Origin of the sequence: Myxococcus stipitatus DSM 14675 (assembly GCF_000331735.1) — a bacterium.
Classification (GTDB): Bacteria; Myxococcota; Myxococcia; order Myxococcales; family Myxococcaceae; genus Myxococcus; species Myxococcus stipitatus.
The window spans coordinates 1,023,427-1,047,158 of the sequence record NC_020126.1; the positions used below are offsets into that span (position 1 = coordinate 1,023,427).

Annotated in this window: 20 protein-coding genes; 13 read left to right on the forward strand and 7 right to left on the reverse strand. The window is 69.8% G+C overall.

Features of this window, described 5'->3' with window-relative positions; translation table 11 throughout:
• Positions 1-54 precede the first annotated feature (54 nt).
• Together MYSTI_RS04120 and MYSTI_RS45230 are read left to right on the forward strand one after the other, a co-directional pair.
• Positions 55-1,092: a trypsin-like peptidase domain-containing protein gene (locus MYSTI_RS04120; protein ID WP_015346439.1), complete on the forward strand. Its 1,038-nt coding sequence runs from the start codon at positions 55-57 to the stop codon at positions 1,090-1,092.
• Between the two features lie 51 nt (positions 1,093-1,143).
• Positions 1,144-3,768, forward strand: a complete 2,625-nt coding sequence (locus MYSTI_RS45230; RefSeq protein WP_015346440.1) for an AAA family ATPase — start codon at positions 1,144-1,146, stop codon at positions 3,766-3,768.
• A gap of 16 nt (positions 3,769-3,784) precedes the next feature.
• On the opposite strand, the gene MYSTI_RS04130 is transcribed toward MYSTI_RS45230, so the two are convergent.
• Together MYSTI_RS04130 and MYSTI_RS04135 are read right to left on the reverse strand one after the other, a co-directional pair.
• Positions 3,785-4,606 carry a hypothetical protein gene (locus MYSTI_RS04130; protein WP_015346441.1) on the reverse strand — a complete coding sequence of 274 codons (822 nt, stop codon included), beginning with the start codon at positions 4,604-4,606 and terminating at the stop codon, positions 3,785-3,787.
• Between the two features lie 79 nt (positions 4,607-4,685).
• Positions 4,686-5,498 (reverse strand): SDR family oxidoreductase, encoded by an 813-nt coding sequence (locus MYSTI_RS04135; protein ID WP_044278724.1) that lies wholly within the window; start codon positions 5,496-5,498, stop codon positions 4,686-4,688.
• A gap of 149 nt (positions 5,499-5,647) precedes the next feature.
• Here MYSTI_RS04135 and MYSTI_RS04140 point away from each other — a divergent pair, with 149 nt between their 5' ends.
• From MYSTI_RS04140 to MYSTI_RS04165, 6 genes are all read left to right on the forward strand, one after another.
• The gene (locus MYSTI_RS04140; protein WP_015346443.1) at positions 5,648-6,322 is read left to right on the forward strand and encodes a MotA/TolQ/ExbB proton channel family protein; all 675 of its coding nucleotides are present in this window, start codon (positions 5,648-5,650) and stop codon (positions 6,320-6,322) included.
• A 2-nt stretch (positions 6,323-6,324) separates the two neighbouring features.
• A complete protein-coding gene (locus MYSTI_RS04145) occupies positions 6,325-6,750 on the forward strand; it encodes an ExbD/TolR family protein (RefSeq protein ID WP_015346444.1) in 426 nt (141 codons plus the stop codon).
• 10 nt (positions 6,751-6,760) lie between these two features.
• Entirely contained in the window at positions 6,761-7,555 is a 795-nt protein-coding gene (locus tag MYSTI_RS04150; RefSeq protein WP_015346445.1) for an energy transducer TonB, read from the forward strand.
• 183 nt (positions 7,556-7,738) lie between these two features.
• Complete coding sequence (locus MYSTI_RS04155; protein WP_015346446.1) at positions 7,739-10,459, forward strand: TonB family protein; 2,721 nt, start codon at positions 7,739-7,741, stop codon at positions 10,457-10,459.
• Position 10,460: 1 nt separating this feature from the next.
• Complete coding sequence (locus tag MYSTI_RS04160; protein WP_015346447.1) at positions 10,461-11,387, forward strand: hypothetical protein; 927 nt, start codon at positions 10,461-10,463, stop codon at positions 11,385-11,387.
• 95 nt (positions 11,388-11,482) lie between these two features.
• Positions 11,483-13,657 (forward strand): LA_2272 family surface repeat-containing protein, encoded by a 2,175-nt coding sequence (locus MYSTI_RS04165; protein WP_015346448.1) that lies wholly within the window; start codon positions 11,483-11,485, stop codon positions 13,655-13,657.
• Between the two features lie 19 nt (positions 13,658-13,676).
• Here MYSTI_RS04165 and MYSTI_RS04170 read toward each other — a convergent pair whose 3' ends face one another.
• Entirely contained in the window at positions 13,677-14,456 is a 780-nt protein-coding gene (locus MYSTI_RS04170) for an alpha/beta fold hydrolase (RefSeq protein ID WP_015346449.1), read from the reverse strand.
• Positions 14,457-14,550: 94 nt separating this feature from the next.
• Between MYSTI_RS04170 and MYSTI_RS04175 the strand changes: the two genes are divergently transcribed.
• Together MYSTI_RS04175 and MYSTI_RS04180 are read left to right on the forward strand one after the other, a co-directional pair.
• Complete coding sequence (locus MYSTI_RS04175; protein ID WP_015346450.1) at positions 14,551-15,054, forward strand: nuclear transport factor 2 family protein; 504 nt, start codon at positions 14,551-14,553, stop codon at positions 15,052-15,054.
• Between the two features lie 230 nt (positions 15,055-15,284).
• Positions 15,285-16,733, forward strand: a complete 1,449-nt coding sequence (locus tag MYSTI_RS04180) for a hypothetical protein (protein ID WP_015346451.1) — start codon at positions 15,285-15,287, stop codon at positions 16,731-16,733.
• Positions 16,734-16,755: 22 nt separating this feature from the next.
• Here MYSTI_RS04180 and MYSTI_RS04185 read toward each other — a convergent pair whose 3' ends face one another.
• Positions 16,756-17,544 carry a ceramidase gene (locus MYSTI_RS04185; RefSeq protein ID WP_015346452.1) on the reverse strand — a complete coding sequence of 263 codons (789 nt, stop codon included), beginning with the start codon at positions 17,542-17,544 and terminating at the stop codon, positions 16,756-16,758.
• Between the two features lie 128 nt (positions 17,545-17,672).
• Here MYSTI_RS04185 and MYSTI_RS04190 point away from each other — a divergent pair, with 128 nt between their 5' ends.
• Together MYSTI_RS04190 and MYSTI_RS04195 are read left to right on the forward strand one after the other, a co-directional pair.
• Positions 17,673-18,764 (forward strand): saccharopine dehydrogenase family protein, encoded by a 1,092-nt coding sequence (locus MYSTI_RS04190; protein ID WP_015346453.1) that lies wholly within the window; start codon positions 17,673-17,675, stop codon positions 18,762-18,764.
• On the forward strand, positions 18,764-19,453 hold the full coding sequence (locus MYSTI_RS04195) for a TetR/AcrR family transcriptional regulator (protein ID WP_015346454.1): 690 nt from the start codon (positions 18,764-18,766) through the stop codon (positions 19,451-19,453). The genes MYSTI_RS04190 and MYSTI_RS04195 overlap by 1 nt, the downstream gene beginning before the upstream one ends.
• On the opposite strand, the gene MYSTI_RS04200 is transcribed toward MYSTI_RS04195, so the two are convergent.
• The 3 genes from MYSTI_RS04200 to MYSTI_RS04210 all read right to left on the reverse strand — a co-directional run bounded on the left by MYSTI_RS04200 (position 19,425) and on the right by MYSTI_RS04210 (position 22,049).
• Complete coding sequence (locus tag MYSTI_RS04200) at positions 19,425-19,787, reverse strand: PilZ domain-containing protein (RefSeq protein WP_015346455.1); 363 nt, start codon at positions 19,785-19,787, stop codon at positions 19,425-19,427. The genes MYSTI_RS04195 and MYSTI_RS04200 overlap by 29 nt on opposite strands.
• An 83-nt stretch (positions 19,788-19,870) precedes the next feature.
• A complete protein-coding gene (locus MYSTI_RS04205; protein ID WP_015346456.1) occupies positions 19,871-20,572 on the reverse strand; it encodes a TFIIB-type zinc ribbon-containing protein in 702 nt (233 codons plus the stop codon).
• Positions 20,573-20,630: 58 nt separating this feature from the next.
• On the reverse strand, positions 20,631-22,049 hold the full coding sequence (locus MYSTI_RS04210; RefSeq protein ID WP_015346457.1) for a galactose oxidase-like domain-containing protein: 1,419 nt from the start codon (positions 22,047-22,049) through the stop codon (positions 20,631-20,633).
• 237 nt (positions 22,050-22,286) lie between these two features.
• Between MYSTI_RS04210 and MYSTI_RS04215 the strand changes: the two genes are divergently transcribed.
• Positions 22,287-23,717 carry an ELWxxDGT repeat protein gene (locus MYSTI_RS04215; protein ID WP_015346458.1) on the forward strand — a complete coding sequence of 477 codons (1,431 nt, stop codon included), beginning with the start codon at positions 22,287-22,289 and terminating at the stop codon, positions 23,715-23,717.
• Positions 23,718-23,732: the final 15 nt, after the last annotated feature.

The following is a 23,732-nucleotide window of genomic DNA, read 5'->3' on the forward strand; positions in this document are numbered from 1 at the left end:
GCAGCGTCGACATGCCGGTGCAGGCTTCGTCAGTGGTTCTTCACGGGTGACACCATGGAGCTCGACGGCGGGGAGAGAGACGAGTTGCTGCTGGCATTGCTGGGCGCTTTCCCCTCGGTGGAAGAGCTTCGCCGGGTGGTTGCCTCGGTCTGCCATCGGGACTTGGAGGCGCTCGTTCCAACGGGAGGCCCGAGGGAGCGCGCGCGGGGTTTGATACATCGCGCTGAGTCGGAAGGATGGACGCGTGAGCTGGTGACAGGCGTGCATGGAGCCCAGCCCCGGCATCCTCGGCTGCATCGGTTCGTGCAGGGGTATCTCGCGTCGGTGCAGCGGAGCATTCCGCGGCGCAGCCTGGAGCGCATCGTCGGCTCCGCGTGGGACCGAGGCGGCGCGGACGGCTGGCGGCGGAGGCTTGCGGCGATTGAGCGGCGCGTGTGTCGGGTGGAGCCCGTCGTGGGGGCCTCGCTGGGCACGGGCTTCCTGGTGTCGCGCGATGTGGTGCTCACCAACTTCCACGTCATCGAGAACCGGCTGCTGGAGTCCTTGCGCGTGCGCTTCGACCACAAGGTGCTGCCGGACCGGACGCTGCTGCAGCCGGGCAAGCAGTACGCGGTGAAGCGTTGCATCGCGCGCAGCTCCTACAGCCCCGCGGACCTGATGCACCCGCGCCCGCGCGAGGCCACCGCGGACGAGCTCGACTATGCCTTCCTGGAGGTGGAGGGGCTGCCGGGCGAGGAGGAGGTGGAGGAGGGGGAGTCTCGCGGGTGGTTGGAGCTGCCCGAGGAGCAGGTGCCCTTCGTGCCGGGGAGCCTGGCGCTCATCGTCCAACACCCGGAGGGGCAGCCGATGAGCGTGGTGCTGGACGAGTTCCTGGGCGTCAACGCGTCGCGCACGCGCGTGACGTATCGCACGTCGACGAGCCCGGGCTCCTCCGGGGCGCCGTGTTTCACGCAGGACCTGCGGCTGGCCGCGCTGCACCACAGCGGCGGTCCCCGCCTGCCGTCCTCTACCGGGCACAACGAAGGCATTCCAGCCGACACCATCCGCCGCAGCCTGCCGCCCGAGGTGAAGCTGTTGCTGGGTTGGCGGTAGCAGGCAGGGGAGCGAACTGGAGGCGGGGGGCGCGCCTGTTATCGTCGGGGAATGCCCCGCTTTCTTCGTGGTCAGGGTTTCTGGTGCCTGGTGGTGCTCGTGCTGGTGGTTGCGCCGTGGAGTCCGGCGCGAGCCCAGGCGCGCCTGCGTGTGGCCGGAGCCACGGCGAACAACGAGGTGAAGCTGCGCACGACGTCGGAGGACTTCCGGACGGTGCTGCGGGTGGACTTGTTGGCTCCGCCGTCGGGGGCGGAGGCCGCGCTCGAGGGTGGGGTGACGGTGCTGGTGGACCCGCTCCAGGCGAGTGATGGCACACAGGTGACGCTGTCCGCGGTGGTGCGTGAGAAGGCGCCCTCGGAGACGAGCCTGGGGGCGCCCATCTCCTCGCGGTCTCCGCTGTACATCGAGCTGTCGGGGGCGCTGCCACAGGCGGGGGTCTACACGGGGCAGGTGGTGCTGGTGCATGGAGGCGGGCGGGAGGTGGCGACGCTCATCGTCACGCGCGTGCAGGCGGTGCCGGCGGTGCAGTTCATCGCGACGTCGCCCGCGGTGGCGGAGTCGGGGTGGGGCCTGGGGCCGGTGGATGCGGTGGTGCGGCTGCCGTTCAAGGAGACGGCGGGCGTGACGGGCGAGGTGGCCGTGCCGCAGCTGATTCAGCTCCAGCACAAGAAGCCGGACCTGGGGGCGACGGTGGTGCAGCCGAGGTTCGCGGGGGCTTCGTTCTCGCTGGAGGGAGGCGGGAAGGAGGGGAAGGACCAGGTCCTCGCGGCGGCGGAGGGCGCGGTGCGGGTGGCGGCGAATGGCAGTGGGACGCTGCTGTTGCACCTGCGCGGGTTGGAGGGGCCGGGGGAGTACACGGGGACGGTGCGGCTCGCGGTGCCGCAGGGCGTGGCGGTGGAGCAGCCGTTCACGGTGTGGGTGAGGACGCCGTGGCTGTGGGGCGCGTTGCTCATCGCGGCGGGGGCGGTGTCTTCGTATGGGGTGCGGCTGTACACGCAGAGCATCCGGCCTCGGGCGCAGCAGCTTCAGCGGGCGAGGGTGCTGTGGCAGCGCGCGAGTGTGTTGTTGGAGGGGCAGGGGGATGCGGCGCGGAAGGTGGGGCTGGAGGTGCGGGGGCGCATCGACGCGGTCATCCCGAGGATTCGAGGCTCGGTGCGTGGGAGCCGCGCGGCGGACGGGGAGCTGATGCGCGGGGAGTCGGAGCTTCGGCTGTTCGAGGCGTGGTGTGTCTGCGCGAAGGACCTCCACGCGTTGCCGTCGGAGATGCGTCCCACGCAGGCGAGCCAGGCGCTGGCGGACGCGGAGGCCTCGCTTCGCGTGGGGAACGTGCCGCTGGAGCGATTGGAGGAGCAGCTCAAGGACCTGCGTGGGCAGAACGTGCAGGAGCTGGCGCGGGCGGGGCTGAAGGCGAAGCTGAAGGAGCTGGAGACCCAGGCGCGGGCGCTGACGCAGAAGCTGGGGGACGACAGCCTGGGGTTCCGCATCACGTATGAGCTGTTGCCGCTGCTCCAGGAGATGAGCTCGAGGTTGGGGCAGGGAGACCTGGGCGCGGCGCGGCAGCAGTTCGAGATGGCGCGGCGCTCGTACTTCGATGTGCTCTGCGCGGAGCTGTCCTCGGCGGTGGCGTCGCCGCGCAATCCGAAGGGCTTCTCACCGGAGGAGTGGCGCGAGCTGACCACGGACGTGAAGGAGCGGCTGCGACAGGCGCGAGCGCGCGCGGATGCCAACGTGGATGAGGGCTTCCGGCTGTATCAGGGCGCGTATGCGCACTACGTGCGGCGGCTGTTGATGGAGCTGCGCGGCGTGGTGGTGGAGGCGCGGAGCGGCGCGACGGAGGCGCAGAAGCCCGAGCTGGACATCGCGGAGGCGAGGCTGAAGGAGGCCATGTTGGCGTTGGCGGCGGAGTCGCCGCACGAAGCGGCGGCGAAGTACCGGGAGGTGGGCGATGCGCTTCAGCGTGCGCAGACGGGGGAGCTGCGGCGGCGCATCGTGACGCTGCGGGAAGAGGTGGCGCGCAAGCGGAGCGAGACGGGTGAGCCGCACGGGCTGGCGGAGCTGGGGCACGTCAATGGGCTGTTGAACCATGCGGAGCAGGTGCTCACGCCGGAGACGCTGCTGGAGGCGGAGTCGCAGGTCGACAAGGCGGAGATCGCGCTGGCGAGCTATCCGAGTGTCAGTCGGGTCTCGATGTCCACGCGGATGCCGCCGTTCTCCACGCCGGCGTTGGAGACGACGGAAGAGGCGGCCTCCGAGGCGTCGTCGCATGACGATGACGAGCCCGGGGCCGCGCCGCGTGCGCCTGCTCCCCCGCGAGCGACGGCGCCTGGAGGGTCCTTGCCGAGTGCGCCGACGGGAGGCATCTGGACGTCCTTGCCGGAGGCTTCGGCGGAGGTCTCGATGGGCGGGCTGGTGGCGCTGGAGGCGCTGCCCTTGCCGTCAGCGCGGCACCTGTGGATGGTGGAGTTGGTGATGCTGGTGCTGTTGACGAGCGTGGCGGTGGTGCTGGGCCTTCAGCTCCTCAACGTCTTCTCCCCGACCTGGGGAGGCTTCGGCGCGGGCATGACGGCGTTCCTCTGGGGCTTCGGGCTGCACCAGGTGGGCAACGCCAGCTTCGAGGGCCTCACGGGCCTGCTGACCCGTGTGGAGCGACGAGGCGGGACAGGCGACGGCGCCTGAGTTCATCGACCGCCGGCTACTGTTTCGAAGACGAGGAGTCCTTGGCCCAGAGGAGACTGAGCCGCGCTTTTCCAGTGAGGTGATTCGCCTCGGTGAACATGCTCTTCAGGCGCTCGAGAACCTCTTTGTTGTCGAAGGTCTGGTGCTTCGCCATCTTGAATCTGACGCTGCCTTGCTTCGACTTGAAGGTGTCGGGGGAGATGGCCTTGACCCCCTTGATGTTGAAGTACTCCTGGGTCGTGAACAGGCGCTTGTAGGTCTCCAGGTTGTCGCCCAGGGTGGAAGACGTGAGTCCTTCCCGAGAAAGAGCCTCCAGGTCCTCGATGTGCGCAAGGAGCTCGACCTTCTCGCCCTGCTCCTGGATGAAGCTCTTCAAGGTGACGCCAAAGCCCGGATTGCCAATCACGGCGATGTTCGACTGGTAGATGTACCCCATGGGGGTGTTGCCATCCGCGGCGTGTTTCGTCTGCTCGATCACGTAGACATGGCTGTCCTCGATGTGGATGCGAATGATTCGAGGCTTGATGTCGCGCACAACCTCCTTCAGCTCGGAGAGTGTGGAGGCGCTCTCGCTCGGCGCTGTTGATTGGATGAAGAGCTGGCAGAAGGCGTTTGCGCTCTCGCCGCAAGAGTTCGCCGAGTCGTGGGAGAGTTGGTCCTCGATGACGTCGTCGATCTCGATGCGACTGTTGAGGACGATGTCCGCGATGGTCTGCGCATCCGCTTTTCCGCTGCTCGCGTAGCACACGAAGGCTGCCCTCAAGTTGCGGCCTTGCGCGGTGTCTTGCGCCATCTCGTTGACCAGATAGGCAATGAGCTTGTGGCAATCCTTGGACATGACGCTCCCGGGGCCGACGGACTTGTTGAAACAGCGAATCAGCTCACGGTGAGCCCTCGATGCCCCCGTGCCGCTCTCGTCACCGCTGCCGGTCCTTCATCGTCTTGAACACGATGCGGTCCAACAGGCCCGGGGTGAACACCTTGAGGAACTGGCCCAGCTTGCCCTTGGCGGTCATCACCACCTCGCGCTCACGCTGGTCCATGGCCTTCAGGATGATGGACACGCACGTGCCCAGCGCCATGTTGTTGCCCTCGGCCTCGTTGTGCTTGCTCTGCTGGAGCGGCTTGCCGTCCTTGCCCAGCGCGTTGGCTCGCACGTTCGTGTCCACGAAGCCCGGACACACCACCGTCACGTCCACCCCCGTCCCCATCAACTCCACGCGCAGCGAGTCGAAGAACCCGTGCATCGCATGCTTGCTCGCCGCGTAGCCGGTGCGCGTCGGCACGCCCGTCTTCCCCGTCAGGGACGAGATGGCCACCAGCAACCCGCGCCGCGCCTTCAGGTGCGGCAGCGCATGGTGCGTGCTGTACACCGCGCCCAGGTAGTTGATGCGCATCAGCCGCTCGAACACCCCCAGGTCCGTGACCTCCTCGAACAACGCATCCATCGACACCCCCGCGTTGTTCACGAGCACGTCGACCCCCCCGAACGCCTCCACCGCCCGCTCCACCATCCGCCGGCACGCCTCCGGGTCTCCTACATCCGTGGCCACCGCCACCGCTCGCCCGCCCGCCGCCTCACACCGCTGCTTCACCTTCTGGAGCGCCTCCTCGCTGCGTGCCGCCAGGACCAGGTTCGCCCCCCGGGCCGCCAGCGCCACCGCCAGCTCCTCGCCAATCCCCATGGACGCACCGGTGATCACCACGCTCTTGCCTTGCATGGCGCACATTCTCTCCCCACCCCCGCACACCCGTCGAGAACACCCCTGGGCCCACACCGGCCTACAGCCCGGGGCAGATCCACGAAGAGGCGAGTGACACATTTCCACCGCTGCGGTGTTCCCTTCCCGCCAACGCATTCAAGAGGGGAAAGAACACCATGTCGTCCATCGCCGTCCTCGCCCAGGTTCCCGCGGAGAATCTCGGGTGGCTCAGCAGCAAGCTTCTCGGCGTCACACTCACCTCCGCCGAGTGGGTGCTGTGGATCCTGGTGTGCCTGTCGGTGCTGTCCATCGGCATCATGCTGGAGCGCGCGGTGTACTTCAGCCGCAACCGCCTCCCGGACTCGGAGGCGCTCGCCGTGCGGCTGGCCCGCGGCGAGCTCGAGGCAGTCCGCGTCGCCATCCAGGGACGCCGGGGCATGGAGGCCGCCATCATCCGAGAGGGCCTGGCCTCCTCCGCGCAAGGCGCCGACTCCGTCGAGCAGGTCATCGCCTCCACCATGGCCCGTGAGCGCCCCCAGTATGAGCGCTTCCTGTCCTTCCTCGGCACCCTGGGCAACAACGCCCCGTTCATCGGCCTCTTCGGCACGGTGCTCGGCATCATCAAGGCCTTCCACGACCTGGGCTCCATGAACGTGAAGGGTGCCGCCATCCAGCAGACCGTCATGGGCGGCATCTCGGAGGCGCTCGTCGCCACCGCCGTGGGCCTGGCCGTCGCGATTCCCGCCGTCGTCGCCTTCAACATCTTCAACCGCCAGCTGAAGACGCTCACCAGCCGCGCCAACGCCCTGGGCCACGCCCTGGTCGGCAGCCTGCGCGCGGAGGCTCGCTAGTCATGGCCGGCGGCGCGCAGGACAACGAAGAGGAGATCACGGGCATCAACGTCACACCGCTCGTGGATGTCGTGCTGGTGCTCCTCATCATCTTCATGGTCACCGCCAACTTCATCGTCCGCGAGACGGTGGAAGTGGACCTGCCCCGCGCGGCCAACGGCGGCGAGACGGTGCAGGGCCTGGTCAACGTCGTGCTCGACAAGGAAGGGAAGTTCTACTTCGACGGCACCCTGGTGACGGAAGCGGAGCTGACCCAGAAGGTGGCCGAGGCCGTCGCCAAGGACAAGGACACCCGCGCCATCATCAGCGCCGACCAGAGCATCGCGTACGGACAGGTGATGCGGCTCATCGACACGGTGAAGGGCCAGGGCATCGCCAAGTTCGCGCTCAACATCGAGAAGGACGTCGCCCCCGCGCCGCGGGGCTGATGTGACGGCAATGACGACGAGCGCGCTCGACAATGGTGTGGTCCTGCCCCGACGGGGCGGCAGTGGGTTGCTGGTGGGGTTCGTCACGGGTTCGCTCGCGCTGCACGGGCTGGGGTTGGTGGTGCTGCACACCCAACCGAAGGAGCGCACCGCCCCGCAGAAGCCCGTGGAGTTGGTGATGGTGGAGGTGACCAAGCCACCGCCGCCGCCTCCGCCGGAAGTGAAGGAGGAGCCCAAGCCGGAGCCGCCTCCTCCGCCCAAGGTCCGCATCAAGCCTCCGCCCATCAAGGTGGCCCAGGCCCCCAAGCCCCTGCCACCGCCGCCCGAGGACGCGCCGCCTCCGCCCAACGAGCCGCCGCCTCCCAACGCGAAGCCCACGCCCCTGGTCGTCGGGATGTCCATGTCCTCCACCACCAGCGCCGGCGGCTTCGCGGCCCCGGTGGGCAACACCCTCTACGGCCGCACCGCGGACCGGGCCAAGGCGCCGCAAGAAGTGAAGGCGTACAGCGCGCCCAAGTACACGCCCATCTACCAGGTGGACCGTGAGCCGCAGCTCGCCAGCGAGGTGAAGATTCCGTATCCCGAGGAGGCTCGCCGCGCGGGCATCGAAGGCACGGTGACGCTGTCCATCACCATCGACCCCGAGGGGCGCGTCGTGGCGGCGCGAGTGCTGAAGGGGCCTGGCTATGGCCTGGAAGAAGCGGCGCGCAACGCCATCCTCCGCTTCCGCTTCAGTCCCGCCTACAAGGGGGGAGAAGCGGTCTCCACGGAGATGAAGTACGCCTATACGTTCCTCCTCGACTGAGCATGTGAGCTTGAAACACCCTCCCGCCGGGAAAGGGCCGGAGCGGGGGAGTGCACCAGTGGGCCTCTCACTTCCACGGCCCGAGCAAGTCCACTGGTTCCTCCACCCCTTCCTCGCTCCGTCCCTTTGCCGGCGGGAGACTGACTCCCTTCTTCACGCAGCCGTCCTGTCCTTGAAAGACCCATGTCCTCGAACGTGAAAGCCCGCGCCGCGCTCGCCGCCGCCTCCATGTGGGTGGCCACTCCGGCGCTCGCTCAGGCTCCGCAGCCCGAAGCCCCCGCCGCGCAGGCCCCGCAGCCCACCATCACCAAGGCCCCGGAGTTGGTGCGGTCCGTGAGCGCCCAGTACCCCGAGCAGGCGCTCGCCCAGGGCCTCACCGCCTCCGTGCGCTTCATCATCACCATCGGCGCGGACGGCGCGGTGACGGACGTGCAGCCCACCGAGCCCGTCGGCAACGGCTTCGACGAGGCCGCGCTCGCCGCCGTGCGCCAGTTCCAGTTCTCGCCCGCCGAGGTCGACGGCGTGCCCGCGCCGGTGCAGGTGGAGTACGTCTACAACTTCACCCTCAACGCGCCGCCGCCCGCGGAAGGCGCCGCCGCCGAGGCCGAGGCCCCCAAGGCCACCCTCACCGGCCAGCTCATCTCCCGAGGCAGCCGCTCCCGCGTGGCCGGCGCCACCGTGCGCTGCGGCGACGAAGCGGATGCCGCCGAGGCCGTGTCCGACGAGGAGGGCCGCTTCACCCTCGAGGTGCCGCCGGGTGAGTGCGCGATGCGCGTCATCGCCTCCGGCTACCAGCTCTACCAGACGAAGGAGACGCTCAAGGCCAACGAGACCACCGAGGTGAAGCTCTACCTGGCTCCGGCCGGGAGCGCCTTCGAGACGGTGGTGCGCTCCGCGCGTCCGAAGAAGGAGGTCGTCCGCCGCACCATCACCCGCGAGGAGGCGCAGAAGACGCCGGGCACCTTCGGCGACCCCATCCGCGTCATCCAGACGCTGCCGGGCGTCGCGCGTGCGCCCTTCATCTCCGGCGACCTGCTGGTGCGCGGCTCCAACCCGGGCCAGACGGCGACGATGATGGACGGGGTCCGCATCCCCAACCTCTTCCACCTCCTCGGTGGCCCGTCCGTGGTCAACGGCGAGTTCATCGACTCGCTCGACTTCTACCCGGGTGGCTACGGCAGCCAGTACGGCCGCGCGGTGGGCGGCGTGGTGGACGTGAGCACGCGCAAGGGCGCGGCGGACACGGTGCACGGCTCCGTCAAGGTGGACGTGCTCGACGCGGGCTTCTTCCTGGAGGCCCCCATCACGGAGGGCGTCAGCGTGGCGGCCGCCGCGCGGCGCTCGTACGTGGATGCGCTGCTGCCCGCGTTCCTCCCCAAGGACGAGGGCACCACGCTCTCCATCGTCCCCGTGTACTGGGACTACCAGCTGCGCCTGGACTTCGGCGCGAAGCGAGGAGAGACGCCGGAGCCCGGCGCCGCGCGCAGCACGGGCTATGTCATGGCCTTCGGCAGCGACGACAAGCTGCGCCTGGTGTCCGGCGGTGAGAAGCAGGACCGGGACATCACCCTGGACTCGCGCTCGCGCTTCCACCGGCTGAAGGGCGACTGGACGTATCGGAAGGGGAGCTTCACCTCCGTCTTCACGCCGTACGTGGGCGTGGACTACAACGACATCAGCTTCGGCTCCTTCACCGAGCACGACACCATCTACTCGCTGGGTGCGCGCGAGTTGATGACGGTGGAGGTGGCCCCCGAGTTCACCGTCCGCACGGGCCTGGACGTCTACTTCGACCACGTGAAGATCGACGTGAGGGCCCCGGCCCCGCCCGGCACCGAGTACGTGCCCTTCCCTGGCTCCGAGCCCGTCGCGGAGATGATCCACGAGAAGCTCACGATGAACGGCTTTGACGGGGCCCTTTTCGCCGAGATGGACTTCAAGCTGGGCCCCGTCACCCTCACCCCCGGCGTGCGCGGCAACCTCCAGAAGGTGGGGGACACGCGCAACGTCCTCTTGGACCCCCGGCTCTGGGTCCGCTACGCGGCGAGCGAGCGCACCGCCTTGAAGGGCTCGCTGGGTCTCTACAGCCAGCCCGCGGACACCTTCCAGTACGTCTACTCCCCCTACGGCAACCCGCTCCTGGACTACCAGCGCGCCTTCCAGACGAGCCTGGGCGTGGAGCAGCGACTGTGGGAGTCGTGGAACGTGGACGTCACCGGCTTCTACAACCGCCGCTTCGAGAACGTGGTGGCGCCGGGTGATGTGCGGGCCACCGAGGGCGGCGGCTTCATCCAGGACCGCTACGTCAACGCGGGCATCGGCAAGGCGTACGGCGTGGAGTTGATGGTGAAGAAGGACCGCGCCTCCGCCACGGACAAGTGGTACGGCTGGCTCTCGTACACGCTCAGCCACGCCGAGGACGGCCGCGCGGGCGCCAAGCCCCAGCGTGATGATTCCTTCGGTGGCAACGGGGGACCGCCGGGAGGCTTCGGCGAGGAGACCTACGGTCTGAGCGCCTGGGACCAGACGCACATCCTCACGCTCGTCGGCACGTACCTGCTGGGCAACGGCTGGGAATTGGGAGGCCGCTTCCGACTCACCACCGGCCGGCCGACGACGCCGATGGCGAATCGCGGTGACATCTACAACTCGGATGCGAACGACTTCGGGCCCACGTACGGCCGCTACTTCTCCGCGCGAGCCAGCACGTTCCACCAGTTGGACGTCCGCATCGAGAAGGGCTGGCGCTTCGACAACTGGACCCTGGCGCTCTACATGGACGTGCAGAACCTCTACAACGCGAAGAACGTCGAGTTCGTCTTCAACGACTACCGGTATCGAAAGGCCAGGGAGATTCCAGGCATCCCCATCCTCCCCGTGCTGGGCGTGAAAGGAAGCTTCTAGGATGAACACCTGGCTCAAGATGGGCGGACTGTTGTTGGTGGCGGTGGGCGCGGTGGCGTGTGTGGACGGGGACGATGTGTCCTCGAACGTGAAGGACCTGCGGGTGCTGGGCGTCGCGGTGGAGGTCCCGGAGTTGATGGCTCCCACGTGCGACCTCAACGGGCAGTCCCTGGAGGTCCTCACGCAGGAGGTGACCTACCGCGCGCTCCTGGCGGACCCGAAGGGCGAGGGGCGCTCCATCGCCTACACGCTGTGGGCGTGCGCGAACCCGGATGACGAGCGGTGCGAGGACGAGTCCTCGCGCATCCAACTGGCGCAGGGCACGACGACGGCGGGCGACATGGAGGTGCGCATCCGCCCGGGCGCGTCCCAGGTCCGGGACGGCACGCTGCTGTTGGAGAAGGTGCGGCAGGCGGACCCCTACAAGGGTTATGGGGGCATCCGCATGCCGCTGGTGCTGCACGTGACGGCGGGCGCGGAGTCGGTCCACGCGCAGAAGCTGATGGTCTTCTCCTGCCCCGTGGTGCCCGGCATGGTGGCCAATGTGCAGCCGGTGCTCCGGGGGCTCACGCTGGATGACCAGGCCTGGGATGCAGCGGCGCCGCTCACGCTGCAGGGCAAGGGGCCGTTCGTGGTGCGGGCCAACGACATCTCCGACCTGGAGGAGTCCTATGTGGTCCCCGGTCTGCGCTCGGAGTCGGTGAACCTCAAGGAGGCGTGGACCATCTCCTGGCACGCGACGCTGGGTGAGTTCAGCCCGGAGCAGACGGGTGGTGCCGACTTCGCCGGCGAGCCCGGCCGTCACCGCACGGAGTGGGAGCCGCCGGAGAAGGACGCGGTGGCACAGGAGGTCACCTTCTGGGCCGTGGTGCGAGACGGGCGAGGAGGCAGCTCCTGGCTTGTCCGGAAGGTGCGCTGGTCGCCGTAACGCAGTGGCGGATGGCTCGCAAGGGGGCGGCCATCCGAGGTATGCCAGCGGTGCTCTCGTGAGGCCGGGCCGAGGCTGGAGTGGGTGGGACGCGGATGATGAGCAGGAGCACAGCGCGCGGATGGGGACGCGTGGCCGGAGTGCTGGCCGCGTGGGTGCTGGTGGTGTGGGGGGCTGACTCCCACGCCGCCGCGCGGATGGAGGAGCCTGACGCCACGCTCCGCCGCTTCGCCCTGATTGTCGGCTCCAGCGAGGGCGGGCCCGGGCGGGAGCGGTTGCGGTACGCGGGCTCGGACGCGCTGGCCATGTCGCGCGTCCTGGAGGACCTGGGCGGTGTGCAGCCCACGGACCGCGTGCTCCTGCTGGAGGCGGACCGGGACGCGCTGCTCACGGCGCTGGCGCGGCTGCGCACCCTGGTCGAAGCGGCCGCGACGCCCGGCGTGCGGCGCGAGCTGGTGGTGTACTACTCAGGCCACTCGGACGCGGATGGCCTGCTGCCTCGCGGCGAGCGAGTCCCCTACGAGGACCTGCGCAAGCTCATGGGCCTGGTGCCCGTGGAGGTGCGCATCGCCATCCTCGACTCGTGTGGCTCTGGCGCGCTCACCCGGTTCAAGGGCGGACTGCGCCGCCCCGCGTTCCTCACGGATGCCTCCGCGCAGGTGCGAGGCCATGCGTACCTGGCCTCCAGCTCCGCGGACGAAGTCGCGCAGGAGTCGGATGTCATCGGCGCGTCCTTCTTCACGCACTTCCTCGTCACGGGCCTGCGCGGCGCGGCGGACACGACGGGTGACGGGCGTGTCACGCTGCACGAGGCCTACCAGTTCGCCTTCCACGAGACGCTGGCCCGCACGGAGCGCTCGCAGGGCGGGCCGCAGCACGCGGCCTACGACATCCAGCTGGCGGGCAGCGGCGACCTGGTGATGACGGACCTGCGAGGCTCCGCCGCGCGGGTGCGTGTCGCCGAGGACGTGCAGGGCCGCCTCTTCGTGCGCGACTGGGGCAACCAGCTGGTGGCGGAGCTCCAGAAGCCCGCGGGGCGGAGGCTCTCGCTGGGCCTGGACGCGGGGCGCTACCACATCACGCTGGAGCGGCCCTCGCAGCGCTTCGAGGCGGAGCTGCTCGTCGGGAGCAAGAGCGACGTGGAGCTGCGCGTGGGCGACTTCGTCCCCGTGACACTCACGCGCACGGCGTCACGCGGTGGCCCGGTGCGGGACGTGCCGCTGGTGAAGGAGCCCGGTGCGGCGCGGGAGGACCTGCCCACGGTGGCGCTCAACCTGTCGCTGGTGCCGCCGGTGTCCACCTCCGCGTTGTGGGGAGGCACGGGCCTGAACCACGTGGCGCTGGGCGGGCTGGCGGTGCGCTCGTACCAGCTGCGGGGCGTGGGCCTCGCGGGCGGCGTGGGCTGGGTGGACGGGACGATGGAGGGCGGGCAGGTGTCCGGCATCGCCAACGTCACCGGGGGCGAGGTGATGGGGCTCCAGCTCGCGCTGGGCGGCAACCTCGCGTTCGGCGGGGCGACGGGCGGACAGGTGGCGGCGGTGCTCAACTATTCGGAGCGGGCCTTCTCCGGCCTCCAGCTCTCGTTCGTGGGCAACCGCGCGGACCACGAGATGCGCGGCCTTCAGCTCGTGGGCGCCGTGAACATGGTGGAGAACCTCATGGGCGCGCAGGTGGGCATCTTCAACCTCGCGGGCACCGTGTCCGGCGCGCAGGTGGGCCTCATCAACGTGGCCGACAACGTGCGCGGGCTCCAGCTGGGCATCATCAACATCGCGGATGACGTGTCGGTGCCCATCGGCCTGCTCAGCCTGGTGCGCAAGGGGCGCATCTCCTTCGAGGTGTGGACCGATGACATCTCGCCGCTGTCGGTGGGCGTGAAGTACGGCAGCCGCACGGTGCACGTCGTCGCGAGCCTCGGCGTGAGCTCCAAGGCGGAGACCTGGCGCACCTTCAAGTCGCTGGGCGTGGGCGTGCACCTGCCCTTCGGCGAGGCGGACCGCTACTACGTGGACGTGGACCTCTCCACGGGGAGCTGGCAGTACCAGACGTTCGGGAAGACCTCGAACAACAGCACCTATCACCTGCGCACCAGCGTGGGCTGGGAGCTGAAGCGCCGCTTCGCCCTCTTCGGGGGCCTGTCCGTCAACATCTACGAGCCGCCACCGGAGGACGAGGACCGCGAGGTGACGTGGCTGCCGCAGTGGAAGATTGGCAGGGGAGCCACCGGCTCGCGCCTGTGGCCCGGCCTGTTCCTGGGCGTGCGCATCTGACGCCCGCGCGCGGCGGCCCTCAGCCGCGCAGCAGCCACTCCAGGAGCTCCTTCGCCGTGTCCACGTGCACGAAGTGGCCGGCGTCCGGGAGCGTCGTCACGGGGCAGCCCGCGGCCTCCATGCGCGCGGCCTCCGCGTCGGACACGTAGCGCGAGCGGCCCCCGCGGACGCAGCGCATGGGCGGGTGGTCCGGCCGCTCCAGCGCGACCCAGAGGTCCATGCCATTCACGCGCGCGTGCAGCTCCGCCAGCGCTTGCCGGTCGAAGCGCCAGCGCACGCCGTCGGCCTCCGTCACCAGGTTCATCAAGAGCCAGTCGGTGAGGCCGTCGGAGAGGCCCCGGCCGGAGAGCTCCGCGCGCATGTCCTTGCGGTTCGCCGCGCGCGAGGGGGCCTGGAGCAGGATGCCCAGCACCATGCCGCTGTCGGACAGGTCGAACGGCACGGGGCCGGGCGCGATGTCGAGCAGGCTCACGCGTGCGACGGACTCCGGCACGTGCAGGCTGGCGGCGAGCGACACGCGTCCGCCCAGCGAGTGGCCCACCCAGTCGAGCGCGCCGGTGAAGCCCTGGGCGCGCGCGGTCTCCACCACGTCGCGGGCCACGGTGAAGAGGTCCGCGCTGGGCGACGGGACGGGCGAGGCGCCATGGCCGGTGAGGTCCGGCAGGAGGAAGCGGCGCCGAGGGTCCGCCGCGCTCCACGCGTTCGCCAGCGAGCGCAGGTTGCGCCCCGAGCCGAGGAAGCCATGCAGCAGCACCGTGGGCACATCTCCTTCACCCACCTGGAAGCTCTCGAGGACCACGTGCGTCAAACCTTTCTGGCCATCCCGGAGTCTTGACCCGAGGCAGGCCGTGCCGCTTCATAGCGCGAACTTCTCATCCCCGAGGTGGCTCCGCGTGTCCACTGTCTCCCTGTTGTTGCTCCTGCTGGCGTCGACTCCCGTGAAGGAGACGAAGCCCGAAGACCCGAAGGTCTCCATCGCGGCGGTGCTGGATGACTGGCACCAGGCGGCGGCCCAGGCGGACGAGGCGCGCTACTTCAGCCACTTCACGCCCGACGCCATCTACCTGGGCACGGACGCCACGGAGCGCTGGACGCGCGACCAGTTCCGCGCGTGGGCGAAGCCCTACTTCTCCAAGGGCCAGGCCTGGAAGTTCAAGGCCGTCTCCCGCCACGTCTTCCTGTCGAAGGACGGCACGGTGGCGTGGTTCGACGAGGTGCTGGACACGCCCAACCTGGGACCCAGCCGGGGCAGCGGTGTGCTGGTGAAGGAGGGCGCCACCTGGAAGATTGCTCACTACGACTTGTCGGTGCCCATCCCGAACGACATCGTCGATGACGTGGTGAAGCGCATCCAGGCGCAGGGCGCCAAGGCGGCCAAGGGCGGCAAGAAGAAGTAGACCTCTCAACAGACATGCCGGGTCGCGGGGGACCGTCTGCCACCGCGACCTCGCGCGGAGTGCGAAGCGCGCTTCGCGGTGGGGATGGCAATGCCAGACGTCAACGTCTGGGAATGACATGGCGATGATGTGAAAGTGCTTCTGGCGCGTGCCTTGAAGTGAGGCACGCCTGCCCCCGGCTCGACGTGGGCCGGAGCGGTCGAGTCCCGCGAGGGACACCTGGGGGTTGCATGAGGCACCGTACCCGTTCAGTCTGCGTGCTGGTGGTGTTGCTGTTGGGCGTCCAGTGCGCCAATGAGAGACCCAAGGCGGAGGAACCCGAGGTGTCGGGGGCGTTCCGCTGGTACTCGGACCTCACGCCCGGCGACCCGATAGGGGATGCCTTCGCGGTGAGCCCGGCGGGGCGCACGGCGTTCGCGTTCTCTCCCCTGGGGGGAGGGACGGTGGCGGGAGTCCCCTTCACCCACTCCGGCCCGGGAAGCGCGAGGACGAACCACGACCTGCTGGTGGCGGTGCTGGAGCCCACGGGCAAGCTCGCGTGGAAGCGCACCTTCTCGACGGCGGAGGTCGAGTCGGCGACCGCGGTGACCTTCGACGACGCGGGGGATGTCTATGTGGCGGGCCTCCTCAAGGACCATCAGGACGGGCTCGACTTCGGGGAGGGCGTCTCGGTGGACGTGGGCCCGGGAGAGCTGACGAGCTTCCTGGTGAAGCTGCGCGGCACGGACGGCAAGGCCCTCTGGGCCCTGGGCATCACCTCGGGGGAGCGGTCCGTGCAGCCTCTGTGCGGAGCCTTCCGCAAGGAGCTCCAGGTGCGCGGCGGAGTCGGCGTCCTGGGCTGTGTGTTCACCGTGCGCGACGTGGCGCTGGAGCACCTGCTCCTGGTGACGCGCACGGGAACCACGGAGGTGCAGCCCGTGGGGCTGGGGGCGAATGGTGTCGTGCTCTCGTTCGACCCCGCGAGCGGCCAGCCGCGTGCGACCTACGTCCTGGGCGGAGCCGAGGCGGTCCTCCGGACCGTGGCCCTCACCGAGGCGGGAGGCGTCGTGTTCGGCGCGCGGCTGAGACAGGGCACCCTCGTGGACTCGGAGGGGAGCACGCCGCTCGTGTTGACGACCCCTGGGTGTCTGGTGGCGTCCTTGAGCGCCAACCTGAAGCCGCTCCATCGGCGGGTGCTGGGCGGGAGCACCGTGGAGACGGACTGTGAGCCGGAGGACGTCGTGCTCGTGGGGAAGGACCGCGTGCTCGTGGGCGGTCAGGGCACGGGGAGCCTGGACCTGGGAGATGGCGCGGGGGGACAGGGCACGTTCGGCTTCGTGGGCACGCTCCACGCGGACCTGTCGAACGCGGAGGCCTTCGAGCGCTACCCCGACCAGCGCGTCTTCGGCCTGGCCGCGGACGCGTGGGGCCAGTCGTTCGTGGGGCTCGCGCGGGAGGCGTCGCCCGGGTCGTTCCACTACACGAAGCGGGACGCGTCCGGGACGGTGGTGCACACGTCCAGGACGCAGGGGGCGGATACCAGCGCGCGCTCCCCGTTCCTGCGCATGCGAGGGCTGGCCGTGGACGCGAGCGGCGCGCCCACGCTCCTGGGCGTCTCCGGAGGGCCGTTCGTCTTCGATGACGGCGTCCATGGGAGCAACGACGCCCGGAGCTGCTTCGCGGTCCGCTTCGCTCCTTGAGGCGGGAGGACGGCCCGACGCTTCAGCCCCGAGGTGACGCCGCCACGCGCGGAATCACGCCGAGCATGGGCTGGAGCCGGGCCTCCTGGCCCAGTGTCCTCAGCCGCTCCCGCGCGATGACGAGCAGGAGCGCGTTGAAGCCGAAGGCCACCAGCACGTGCCACCACGCGTGGAACTGCGGGTTCGGGACGCCGAGGGAGGGGAGCGTCTCGTTGAGCGTGGGGCAGAACTGGATGTCGCTGACCCACAGCACGATGGCGAGCGCATAGGACGCGATGCCGAGCTGGAACAGCCGCTTCGTCCCCGCGTCCGGGCTGCGCTTCTGGAGGAAGTAGGTGCGCCCGAGCGCGAAGAACTCCAGCGACGCGAAGCTCACCTGGAAGAGGAAGAACTGGACGGGGCCCTGCATGAAGGCGTTCAGGTACGTCACGAGCACCGCGTGGCTGAACAGCGCCACCGGGAACCAGGGGCCGAAGCGCCGCTGTGGACGGTCCTCCAGGAGGATGTAGACGATGACGATGGCCAGGTAGAGCATCGGCAGCTCGTCCAGCATCTGGTGCTCGCGCCGCAGCGTCATGTGGAACGCCGTGCTGCCCACGCCCACCAGCGCGAGCAGGCCGAACGCGAGCAGGAAGCGGCGCTCCAGCACCCGGCGGTGCAGCAGGATGCCCAGCAGCCCGGTGAGCACCAGGACGAGGCTGGAGGCGGAGTTGAACAGCTCTCCGACGTGGAACAGGTGCTGGTAGTTCGTCTCGCACCAATCCACGGTCGAGGTGCTGGGGCCCCAGTAGCCCGTGGGAGTCGTGGCCATGTCGCGCCGCAGCGTAGCACCCGCACCCGGAAACCTCGCCGGGACGATTCCGCTGAAATTTAGGTCATTCGACCTATATTGTCCCGACGCGGGGGGAATCCCTCCCTGCTTCGAGCATGGGAGTCGTCATGGTGACCGAGGAGAGCGTGGTCCTGGTGGGAGGCTACGGCGTGGTGGGGATGAGGCTCGCCAGCCTGTTGAGGGAGCGGCATCCCGAGCTGCCGCTCATCATCGCGGGCCGGAGGAGCGAGCCCGCGAAGGAGCTGGCGGAGCGGCTGGGGCGGGCCCAGGGCGTGGCGCTGGATATCCGCGCGCGGGAGCCGCTGTCGGTGTTGGGAGGGAAGCCCCGGGCGGTGGTGTCGCTGGTCAATGACCCGGAGGACCACCTGATGATGTCGGCCGCGCGCGACGGGGTGCCCCTGCTGGACATCACCCGCTGGACGTCTCGCGTGCGCGCCGCGCTGATGCGCCTGTCGGGGACGCCGCCGCGCGCGCCCGTGCTGCTGGGCTCCGCGTGGATGGCGGGGCTGGTGCCGCGCATGGTGGCGATGGTGGCGCCGCGCGTGGGGCCGCTGGAGCGCGTGGACGTGGGCATCCGCTTCGCGCTCGCGGACGCGGCGGGGCCCGACTCGCTGGAGTACGTGGACCGGCTGGGGCTGTCCTTCGACGTGACGGAGGAGGGCCAGGAGCGGCAGGTGTTGCCGCTGACGGACGGGCGCCGGGTGACGTTCTCGGATGGCCGCAGCACCCGCGTGTACCGGTTGGACACCCCCGAGCAGGCGACGCTGCCGGCGGTGCTGGGGGCGCGGAGCGTGGCGACCCGGCTGGGCTACGACTCCGGCTCCGCGACGTGGACGATGGTCGTGCTCCAGCGGCTGGGCATCCTGCGGCTGCTCCAGCATCCCCGGCTCACGCCCCTGCGCCGCTCCCTGCTGGCGACCCAGGGAACAGGGGGGGAGGCCGCCTGGCTGGCCGATGTCGAAGGCGCGAAGGGCCACGCCCGCATCGAGGTCGTGGACCCGAAGGGCCAGGCGCACCTCACGGCCGTGGGCGCCCTGCTGGGCGTGGAGCGGCTCCTGGGACGGGATGGCGCGCCGCCGCCTCCAGCGGGCGTGTGGTTCCCCGAGCACGAGCCTCGCGCGGATGAGACACTGGCGACGCTGCGCGCGTGTGGAGTCCAGGTGAGCATCGACGAGGCGCGGGTGAAGGAGGCCGCCTGATGGCGCGGCGTGAGAAGTCCCCGGTGGGGAAGCTCCCCTCCGCGAAGCCCCGGGAAGGCACCGCCGTCCACGCGAAGGGACACGAGCGCGTGGAGCGCATCCTCGACGCGGCCATGGACGTGCTGGTGGAGGACGGCTACGCGGGCCTGAGCCTGCGCGGCGTAGCCCAGCGCGCGGGCCTGAGCCTGGGCAATCTCCAGTACTACTTCCCGACGAAGCAGGACGTGGTGCGCGCGCTGCTCTCGCGCTACCTGGAGGGCACCATCCGCCGCGTCCGGGAGCGGATGGAGGCGGGAGCGCGCGAGCCCGCCCGGCGGCTGCGCCAGGCGCTGGACTCCATCCTGGAGGACCAGGACTCGCCCCGGCACTTCCAGCTCTTCGCGGAGCTGTGGGCGCTGGCCGCACGCGACGCGATGGTCGCGGACGCGCTGCGCGTGTTCTACGGGGGCTATCGCGAGGGGCTCGTCGAGCTGTTGCAGGAGGCCATGCCCGAGCTCACGCCTGCTCGGAGGGAGCGGCGCGCGGCCCTGCTGATGGCGTTCTTCGAGGGCCTGTCCCTCTTCAGAGGCGGCGGCAGCCTGGCCTCCGCGTCGGTGCCAGGCGTGGAGCAGGAGCTGCGAGCCCTCTGGGATGAGTTCGCGGAGGGCTCGGCGGAGGGGCTCAGTCCTCGGCGACGAGCACCGACTTGAGCCGCTCGAGCGTCTCCGGCGAGACGTCCATGAACGCGAGGCCGACTTCGTACCGGGCCACGGCGTCCTTGGGGAGCTTGCGCAGCCACGCGACGCGGGCGCGGCACTCCAGCGTGGAGCCATCTCCGGGATACAGGTCCACCTCGAGCTGGCTGCCCTCGGAGTAGAGCTCGTCGGAGTAGATGCGCACGCCACCGAGGCTGGCATCCAGCACCCGCTGCTTGTCTCCGAACTTCAGCCGGGCCGGGCGCGCGTACAGCGGCGCCTGGAGGCGTGGAAACAAGCGACGGTCATCCGCCACGCTGCTGCTATCGAGACTGACAGGGTTCATCATCGGCGTTCCCCCCATTCACAATCCGGTGGGTTTCACGGGCCTGTGACCCAGCATAAGGGATTCAGCCGCCGTGTGCAGGTGGGTCATGGGAACAACCCCGCGACCGCCTCCAGGACCCCACCCACCGCTTCACTGATAGCGCTGGCGCCATCCACGGCGACCTCGACGGCGTTGCCCACGCTCTCCAGGGTGAGGCCCGCCGCGTCGACCACATCCACGCCCAGCTCCGCCACGTCCACCGCGTTGCCGGCGTGCTCCAGTGTGGTCACCACGGCCTTGGTCATCTTGGATTCCCCCATCGACTCCCCCGACACCTGGGCGAGCGCGATGGCCGCCGCCGCCGCGGCCGCCGCTCCCCCCGCCACCGCCGCTCCCACCGCCAGGGGCCGTCGGGTGTGCTGATACCAGGCGACCAGCGCCTTCAGCTCCTGGGCATCCAGCCAGATGCCTCGGCAATGCCCGCAGAGGTCCACGGCGCACACCTCGGTGCGGACCTGCGAGAGGAACGTCTCGCAATCGGGACAGCGCGACGCGGGGGAGCCACACAAGCCGCAGGCTTCGCGCGTGGTTGGAACATGGTGGCGGGAGTGCCGGCAGCGCCGGGACGCGGAGGGCAGGGCTGCTTCCAGGGCCTCCGTCCTCCACCCGGGTGCCAGACGCTCCAGCTCGCCGGCGTCCAACCAGTGCCCGATGCACTTCGGGCAGGTGTCGACCGAGACACCTCGTATGTCGATGACGCGCAGCGTGGGGGCAGGTTGTGGGCAGATGGGGCAGTGGCGGTTCATGCGTGGAGCATCCTCCCATGAAACCCGCGCGGGCTCCCAGGTGGCGTGCCCCGGGCTCTCAGGGAGGGGGGATGCGCAGCCGCCGCCCGTAGGAGGGCACGCCCGCGTTGTTGACGATGAAGAGTTGATAGTAACCCGGTGGCGCCATGTTCCGGTTGGGCGGCGCGGTGACGTTGAGGCTGCCGGCGCCGCGCGTGAAGCTCAGCGTGAGGAACCGCTGGTTCATGTCGAAGGTGTGTGTCGTCGAGTTGAGGGCGATGAGGCTCACGCGGCTGATGTTGGCCGCGTCGGGCGTGGTGATGGTGAACTGGGCCCCCGGCAGGGACACGGTGGGCGCGGAGGTGATGGCGGGGCGCGCGCCCTTGAAGAGGTAGGGCGGGGAGAACACCTCCGCGGTGCGCTCGCTGGCGCCGCCCGCGGACAGCACCCGCCCGTCCGGGAGGAGCACGGCGGTGGAGTGATAGCCCCGGTAGCGCACGTTGCTGGCCCAGGACGTCCACGTGTTGGTGGCGGGGTTGTAGACCTCCGCATGGCGCACGGCCGCGTTGGCGTCGTCGAAGCCGCTGCCGCTGCTTCCGCCGATGACGACGACGGTGGCGTCGGGCAGCAGCACCGCGTTGTGCTGACGCCGGCGGATGCTCATGGGTGCCACGTACTGCCAGGTGGGGTTCGCCGCGGTGAGGTCGATCTGCTCGACGGTGGCGGTGGGCGGCTCGCTTCCACCGATGAGGAGCACCTTGCCGTCGATGTACACGGCGGGGCCGTAGCTGCGGCTGCCGAAGATGCTGACAGGGCCGTTGCTCCACGCGCCGTTGCTGGTGGGGTCCAGCCAGAACGAGGCGCGCAGGGAGCCCGCGTAGAAGAGCCGGCCGTTCGGGGCCAGGAACATCTTGGGATAGAAGGGCACGTTCTTGCGCGCGTTGGTGAGCGTGCGCCAGGAGTTGGTGCCGGCGATGAAGCGCTGGGGAATCTCGTTGATGTCGCCCGCCCCGTTGATTTCGCCCGAGGTCACCACCACGTCGCCGTTGTTGAGCGTGGTGTTGGTGGGGTACCAGCGCCCGGCGTTCATGTCCGGCAGGCGCGTCCAGCTGGTGGTGTTGAAGTCGAAGAAGCTCGTGTCGGGCAGGCCCACGTCGCGGGCGATGTGGCCTCCGGTGACGAGCAGCTTGCCGTTGGAGAGGAAGGAGTGCCCCGAGCAGAAGATGTTGTAGCCCACGTAGGGGAAGGACGAGAGGGCGCCGGTGGAGGGGTCCCAGCGTCGCGGGGGCAGGGCGCCTTCGTCGAACTCGCCGTAGAACATCACCTTGCCGTCGGGCAGCAGGGCCATGTGCGTGGCGGAGATGGGCCAGTTCATGACGCTGGCCCAGCGGCCCACCTGGTCGGGTGTCTGGGCCTGGGCTTGGACGGGAAGCACCATGAGCCCCAGCCACCAGACGGTGCGTAACAAGGGCCAGGCGATGCAGCGGTGCTTCGACATGGGGAGAGCTCCGGGCGTGGAACGTCCAGGCGGGCGAGAACCTAGGCGTGGCGGGCTCGGAGGGGAGTGGCTCTCGCGTCGCACGGGGTGACGGCTGCGCGACGTGCGGCCCCCACCGGAGTGCCGTTGTCCGAGGGGGGGAAGTGGCTTGGTGTGCGCGCTCGCGCGAGCGGGTGTGGCGCGGAGGTCCGCGCCGTGAAGCCACCGTCGCCCCGCGCGGATGGAAGAGAGGTCCTGATGAGGTTCTGGAGTCGTGTCCGGGTGGCGGTGGTGTGTCTGCTCGCGGGTTGTTCGTCCTCGACGGGTGCACCCGAGCCGGTGGAGGAGGTGGCGTTCCTGGCCTCGGGCCTCTGGGATGCCTGCTCGCGGACCGCGCTGTCGCTGGGTGTCACGCCCGTGGAGGACCAGCCGTTCTCGCCCGCCATGGCGGTCAGCGGTGGAGGGATGGTGTTCGGGGTGGAGGACGCGGCCTCCGGGCACGAGCCGTGGGTGAGCAATGGGAGTCCGGGGGCGGGCACGCGGCTGCTCAAGGACCTCTTCCCCGGGCCGCAGGGGTCGAATCCGCGCTGGTTCACCCGCGTGGGGAGTCGGGTGTTCTTCGCCGCCGATGACCCGGCCGCGGGGCGCGAGCTGTTCGTGACGGATGGGACGGTGTCCGGCACGCACCGGGTGAAGGACATCTGGCCGGGTCCCACGGGCTCGTTCCCGAACTCGCTCTACTCCTTCGGCGGGCTGCTCTACTTCACGGCGGGAGACGAGGCCCACGGGCGGGAGCTGTGGCGCAGCGATGGCTCTTCCGAGGGGACGATATTGGTGGTGGACCTGGTGCAGGGGGTCGAGGACTCCGCGCCGGACCAGCTCACGCGAGGAGGGGACGGCGCGCTCTACTTCCTCGCGACGGAGAGCGGCCTCTTCATCCGGTTGATGCGCATGGGGTCGAACCTGGGCGTCACGGAGGTGTTCCGGACGACGAGTGACCCGGGCATCCAGCGTCCGCTGGTGGCGGTGGGGCGCAAGCTGTTCTTCGCGACGGGGGGAACCCATGGCGGCGACGCGGTGTCAGTGAGGGTGACGGATTCGGGGGCACCTTCGGTGGAGGTGGGGATGTTCTCGATGGTGGGGGACCGGGCGTCGGTGGATGGGTACTTCCTGTTCAGCGCCGCCCAAGGGGCTGGGAGCGACAACATGGAGCTGTGGCGCAGCGACGGCACGGCGGTGGGAACGGTGCTCATCGAGGAGGCTCGGGCGGGGGCGCTGGGCTCGCATCCCGAGAACTTCGCGGTCCTGGGAGACCGGCTCTTCTTCGCCGCGGATGATGGGGCGCATGGCGTGGAGCTCTGGGAGAGCGACGGCACGGCGGCGAGGACGCGGCTGTTCGGAGACCTGGAGCTGGGCGTGGGGGGCTCGCTTCCCTCGGAGCTGACGGCGGTCGAGGACCACCTGTTCTTCAGCGCGGATGTCTATGGGCGGGGCGAGGAGCCATGGATGAGCAACGGCCTGCGCGTGGGCACGGTGGCGCTGACGGAGCTGGCGCCGGGGCCGGCCTCCTCTTCGCCGCGAGGGTTCCTGCGCGCCGGGTGGAGCGTCTTCTTCTCGGCGGCGGATGGGAGCGGCGTCCGGAGGTTGTACGCGCTGCCCTTCCGCCCGGATGGAGAGTGCCCGCCCTGAGCGGGAGGAGGGGGT

Bases quoted from the DNA above. Each gene is read 5' to 3' on its own strand.
- MYSTI_RS45230 (WP_015346440.1), top strand. From the start codon at position 1,144: ATGCCCCGCTTTCTTCGTGGTCAGGGTTTCTGGTGCCTGGTGGTGCTC.
- MYSTI_RS04130 (WP_015346441.1), bottom strand. From the start codon at position 4,606: ATGTCCAAGGATTGCCACAAGCTCATTGCCTATCTGGTCAACGAGATG.
- MYSTI_RS04210 (WP_015346457.1), bottom strand. From the start codon at position 22,049: ATGTCGAAGCACCGCTGCATCGCCTGGCCCTTGTTACGCACCGTCTGG.
- MYSTI_RS04180 (WP_015346451.1), top strand. From the start codon at position 15,285: ATGAGGCACCGTACCCGTTCAGTCTGCGTGCTGGTGGTGTTGCTGTTG.
- MYSTI_RS04155 (WP_015346446.1), top strand. From the start codon at position 7,739: ATGTCCTCGAACGTGAAAGCCCGCGCCGCGCTCGCCGCCGCCTCCATG.
- MYSTI_RS04200 (WP_015346455.1), bottom strand. From the start codon at position 19,787: ATGATGAACCCTGTCAGTCTCGATAGCAGCAGCGTGGCGGATGACCGT.
- MYSTI_RS04190 (WP_015346453.1), top strand. From the start codon at position 17,673: ATGGTGACCGAGGAGAGCGTGGTCCTGGTGGGAGGCTACGGCGTGGTG.
- MYSTI_RS04215 (WP_015346458.1), top strand. From the start codon at position 22,287: ATGAGGTTCTGGAGTCGTGTCCGGGTGGCGGTGGTGTGTCTGCTCGCG.
- MYSTI_RS04135 (WP_044278724.1), bottom strand. From the start codon at position 5,498: ATGTGCGCCATGCAAGGCAAGAGCGTGGTGATCACCGGTGCGTCCATG.
- MYSTI_RS04160 (WP_015346447.1), top strand. From the start codon at position 10,461: ATGAACACCTGGCTCAAGATGGGCGGACTGTTGTTGGTGGCGGTGGGC.
- MYSTI_RS04195 (WP_015346454.1), top strand. From the start codon at position 18,764: ATGGCGCGGCGTGAGAAGTCCCCGGTGGGGAAGCTCCCCTCCGCGAAG.
- MYSTI_RS04145 (WP_015346444.1), top strand. From the start codon at position 6,325: ATGGCCGGCGGCGCGCAGGACAACGAAGAGGAGATCACGGGCATCAAC.
- MYSTI_RS04140 (WP_015346443.1), top strand. From the start codon at position 5,648: ATGTCGTCCATCGCCGTCCTCGCCCAGGTTCCCGCGGAGAATCTCGGG.
- MYSTI_RS04165 (WP_015346448.1), top strand. From the start codon at position 11,483: ATGATGAGCAGGAGCACAGCGCGCGGATGGGGACGCGTGGCCGGAGTG.
- MYSTI_RS04150 (WP_015346445.1), top strand. From the start codon at position 6,761: ATGACGACGAGCGCGCTCGACAATGGTGTGGTCCTGCCCCGACGGGGC.
- MYSTI_RS04185 (WP_015346452.1), bottom strand. From the start codon at position 17,544: ATGGCCACGACTCCCACGGGCTACTGGGGCCCCAGCACCTCGACCGTG.
- MYSTI_RS04120 (WP_015346439.1), top strand. From the start codon at position 55: ATGGAGCTCGACGGCGGGGAGAGAGACGAGTTGCTGCTGGCATTGCTG.
- MYSTI_RS04205 (WP_015346456.1), bottom strand. From the start codon at position 20,572: ATGAACCGCCACTGCCCCATCTGCCCACAACCTGCCCCCACGCTGCGC.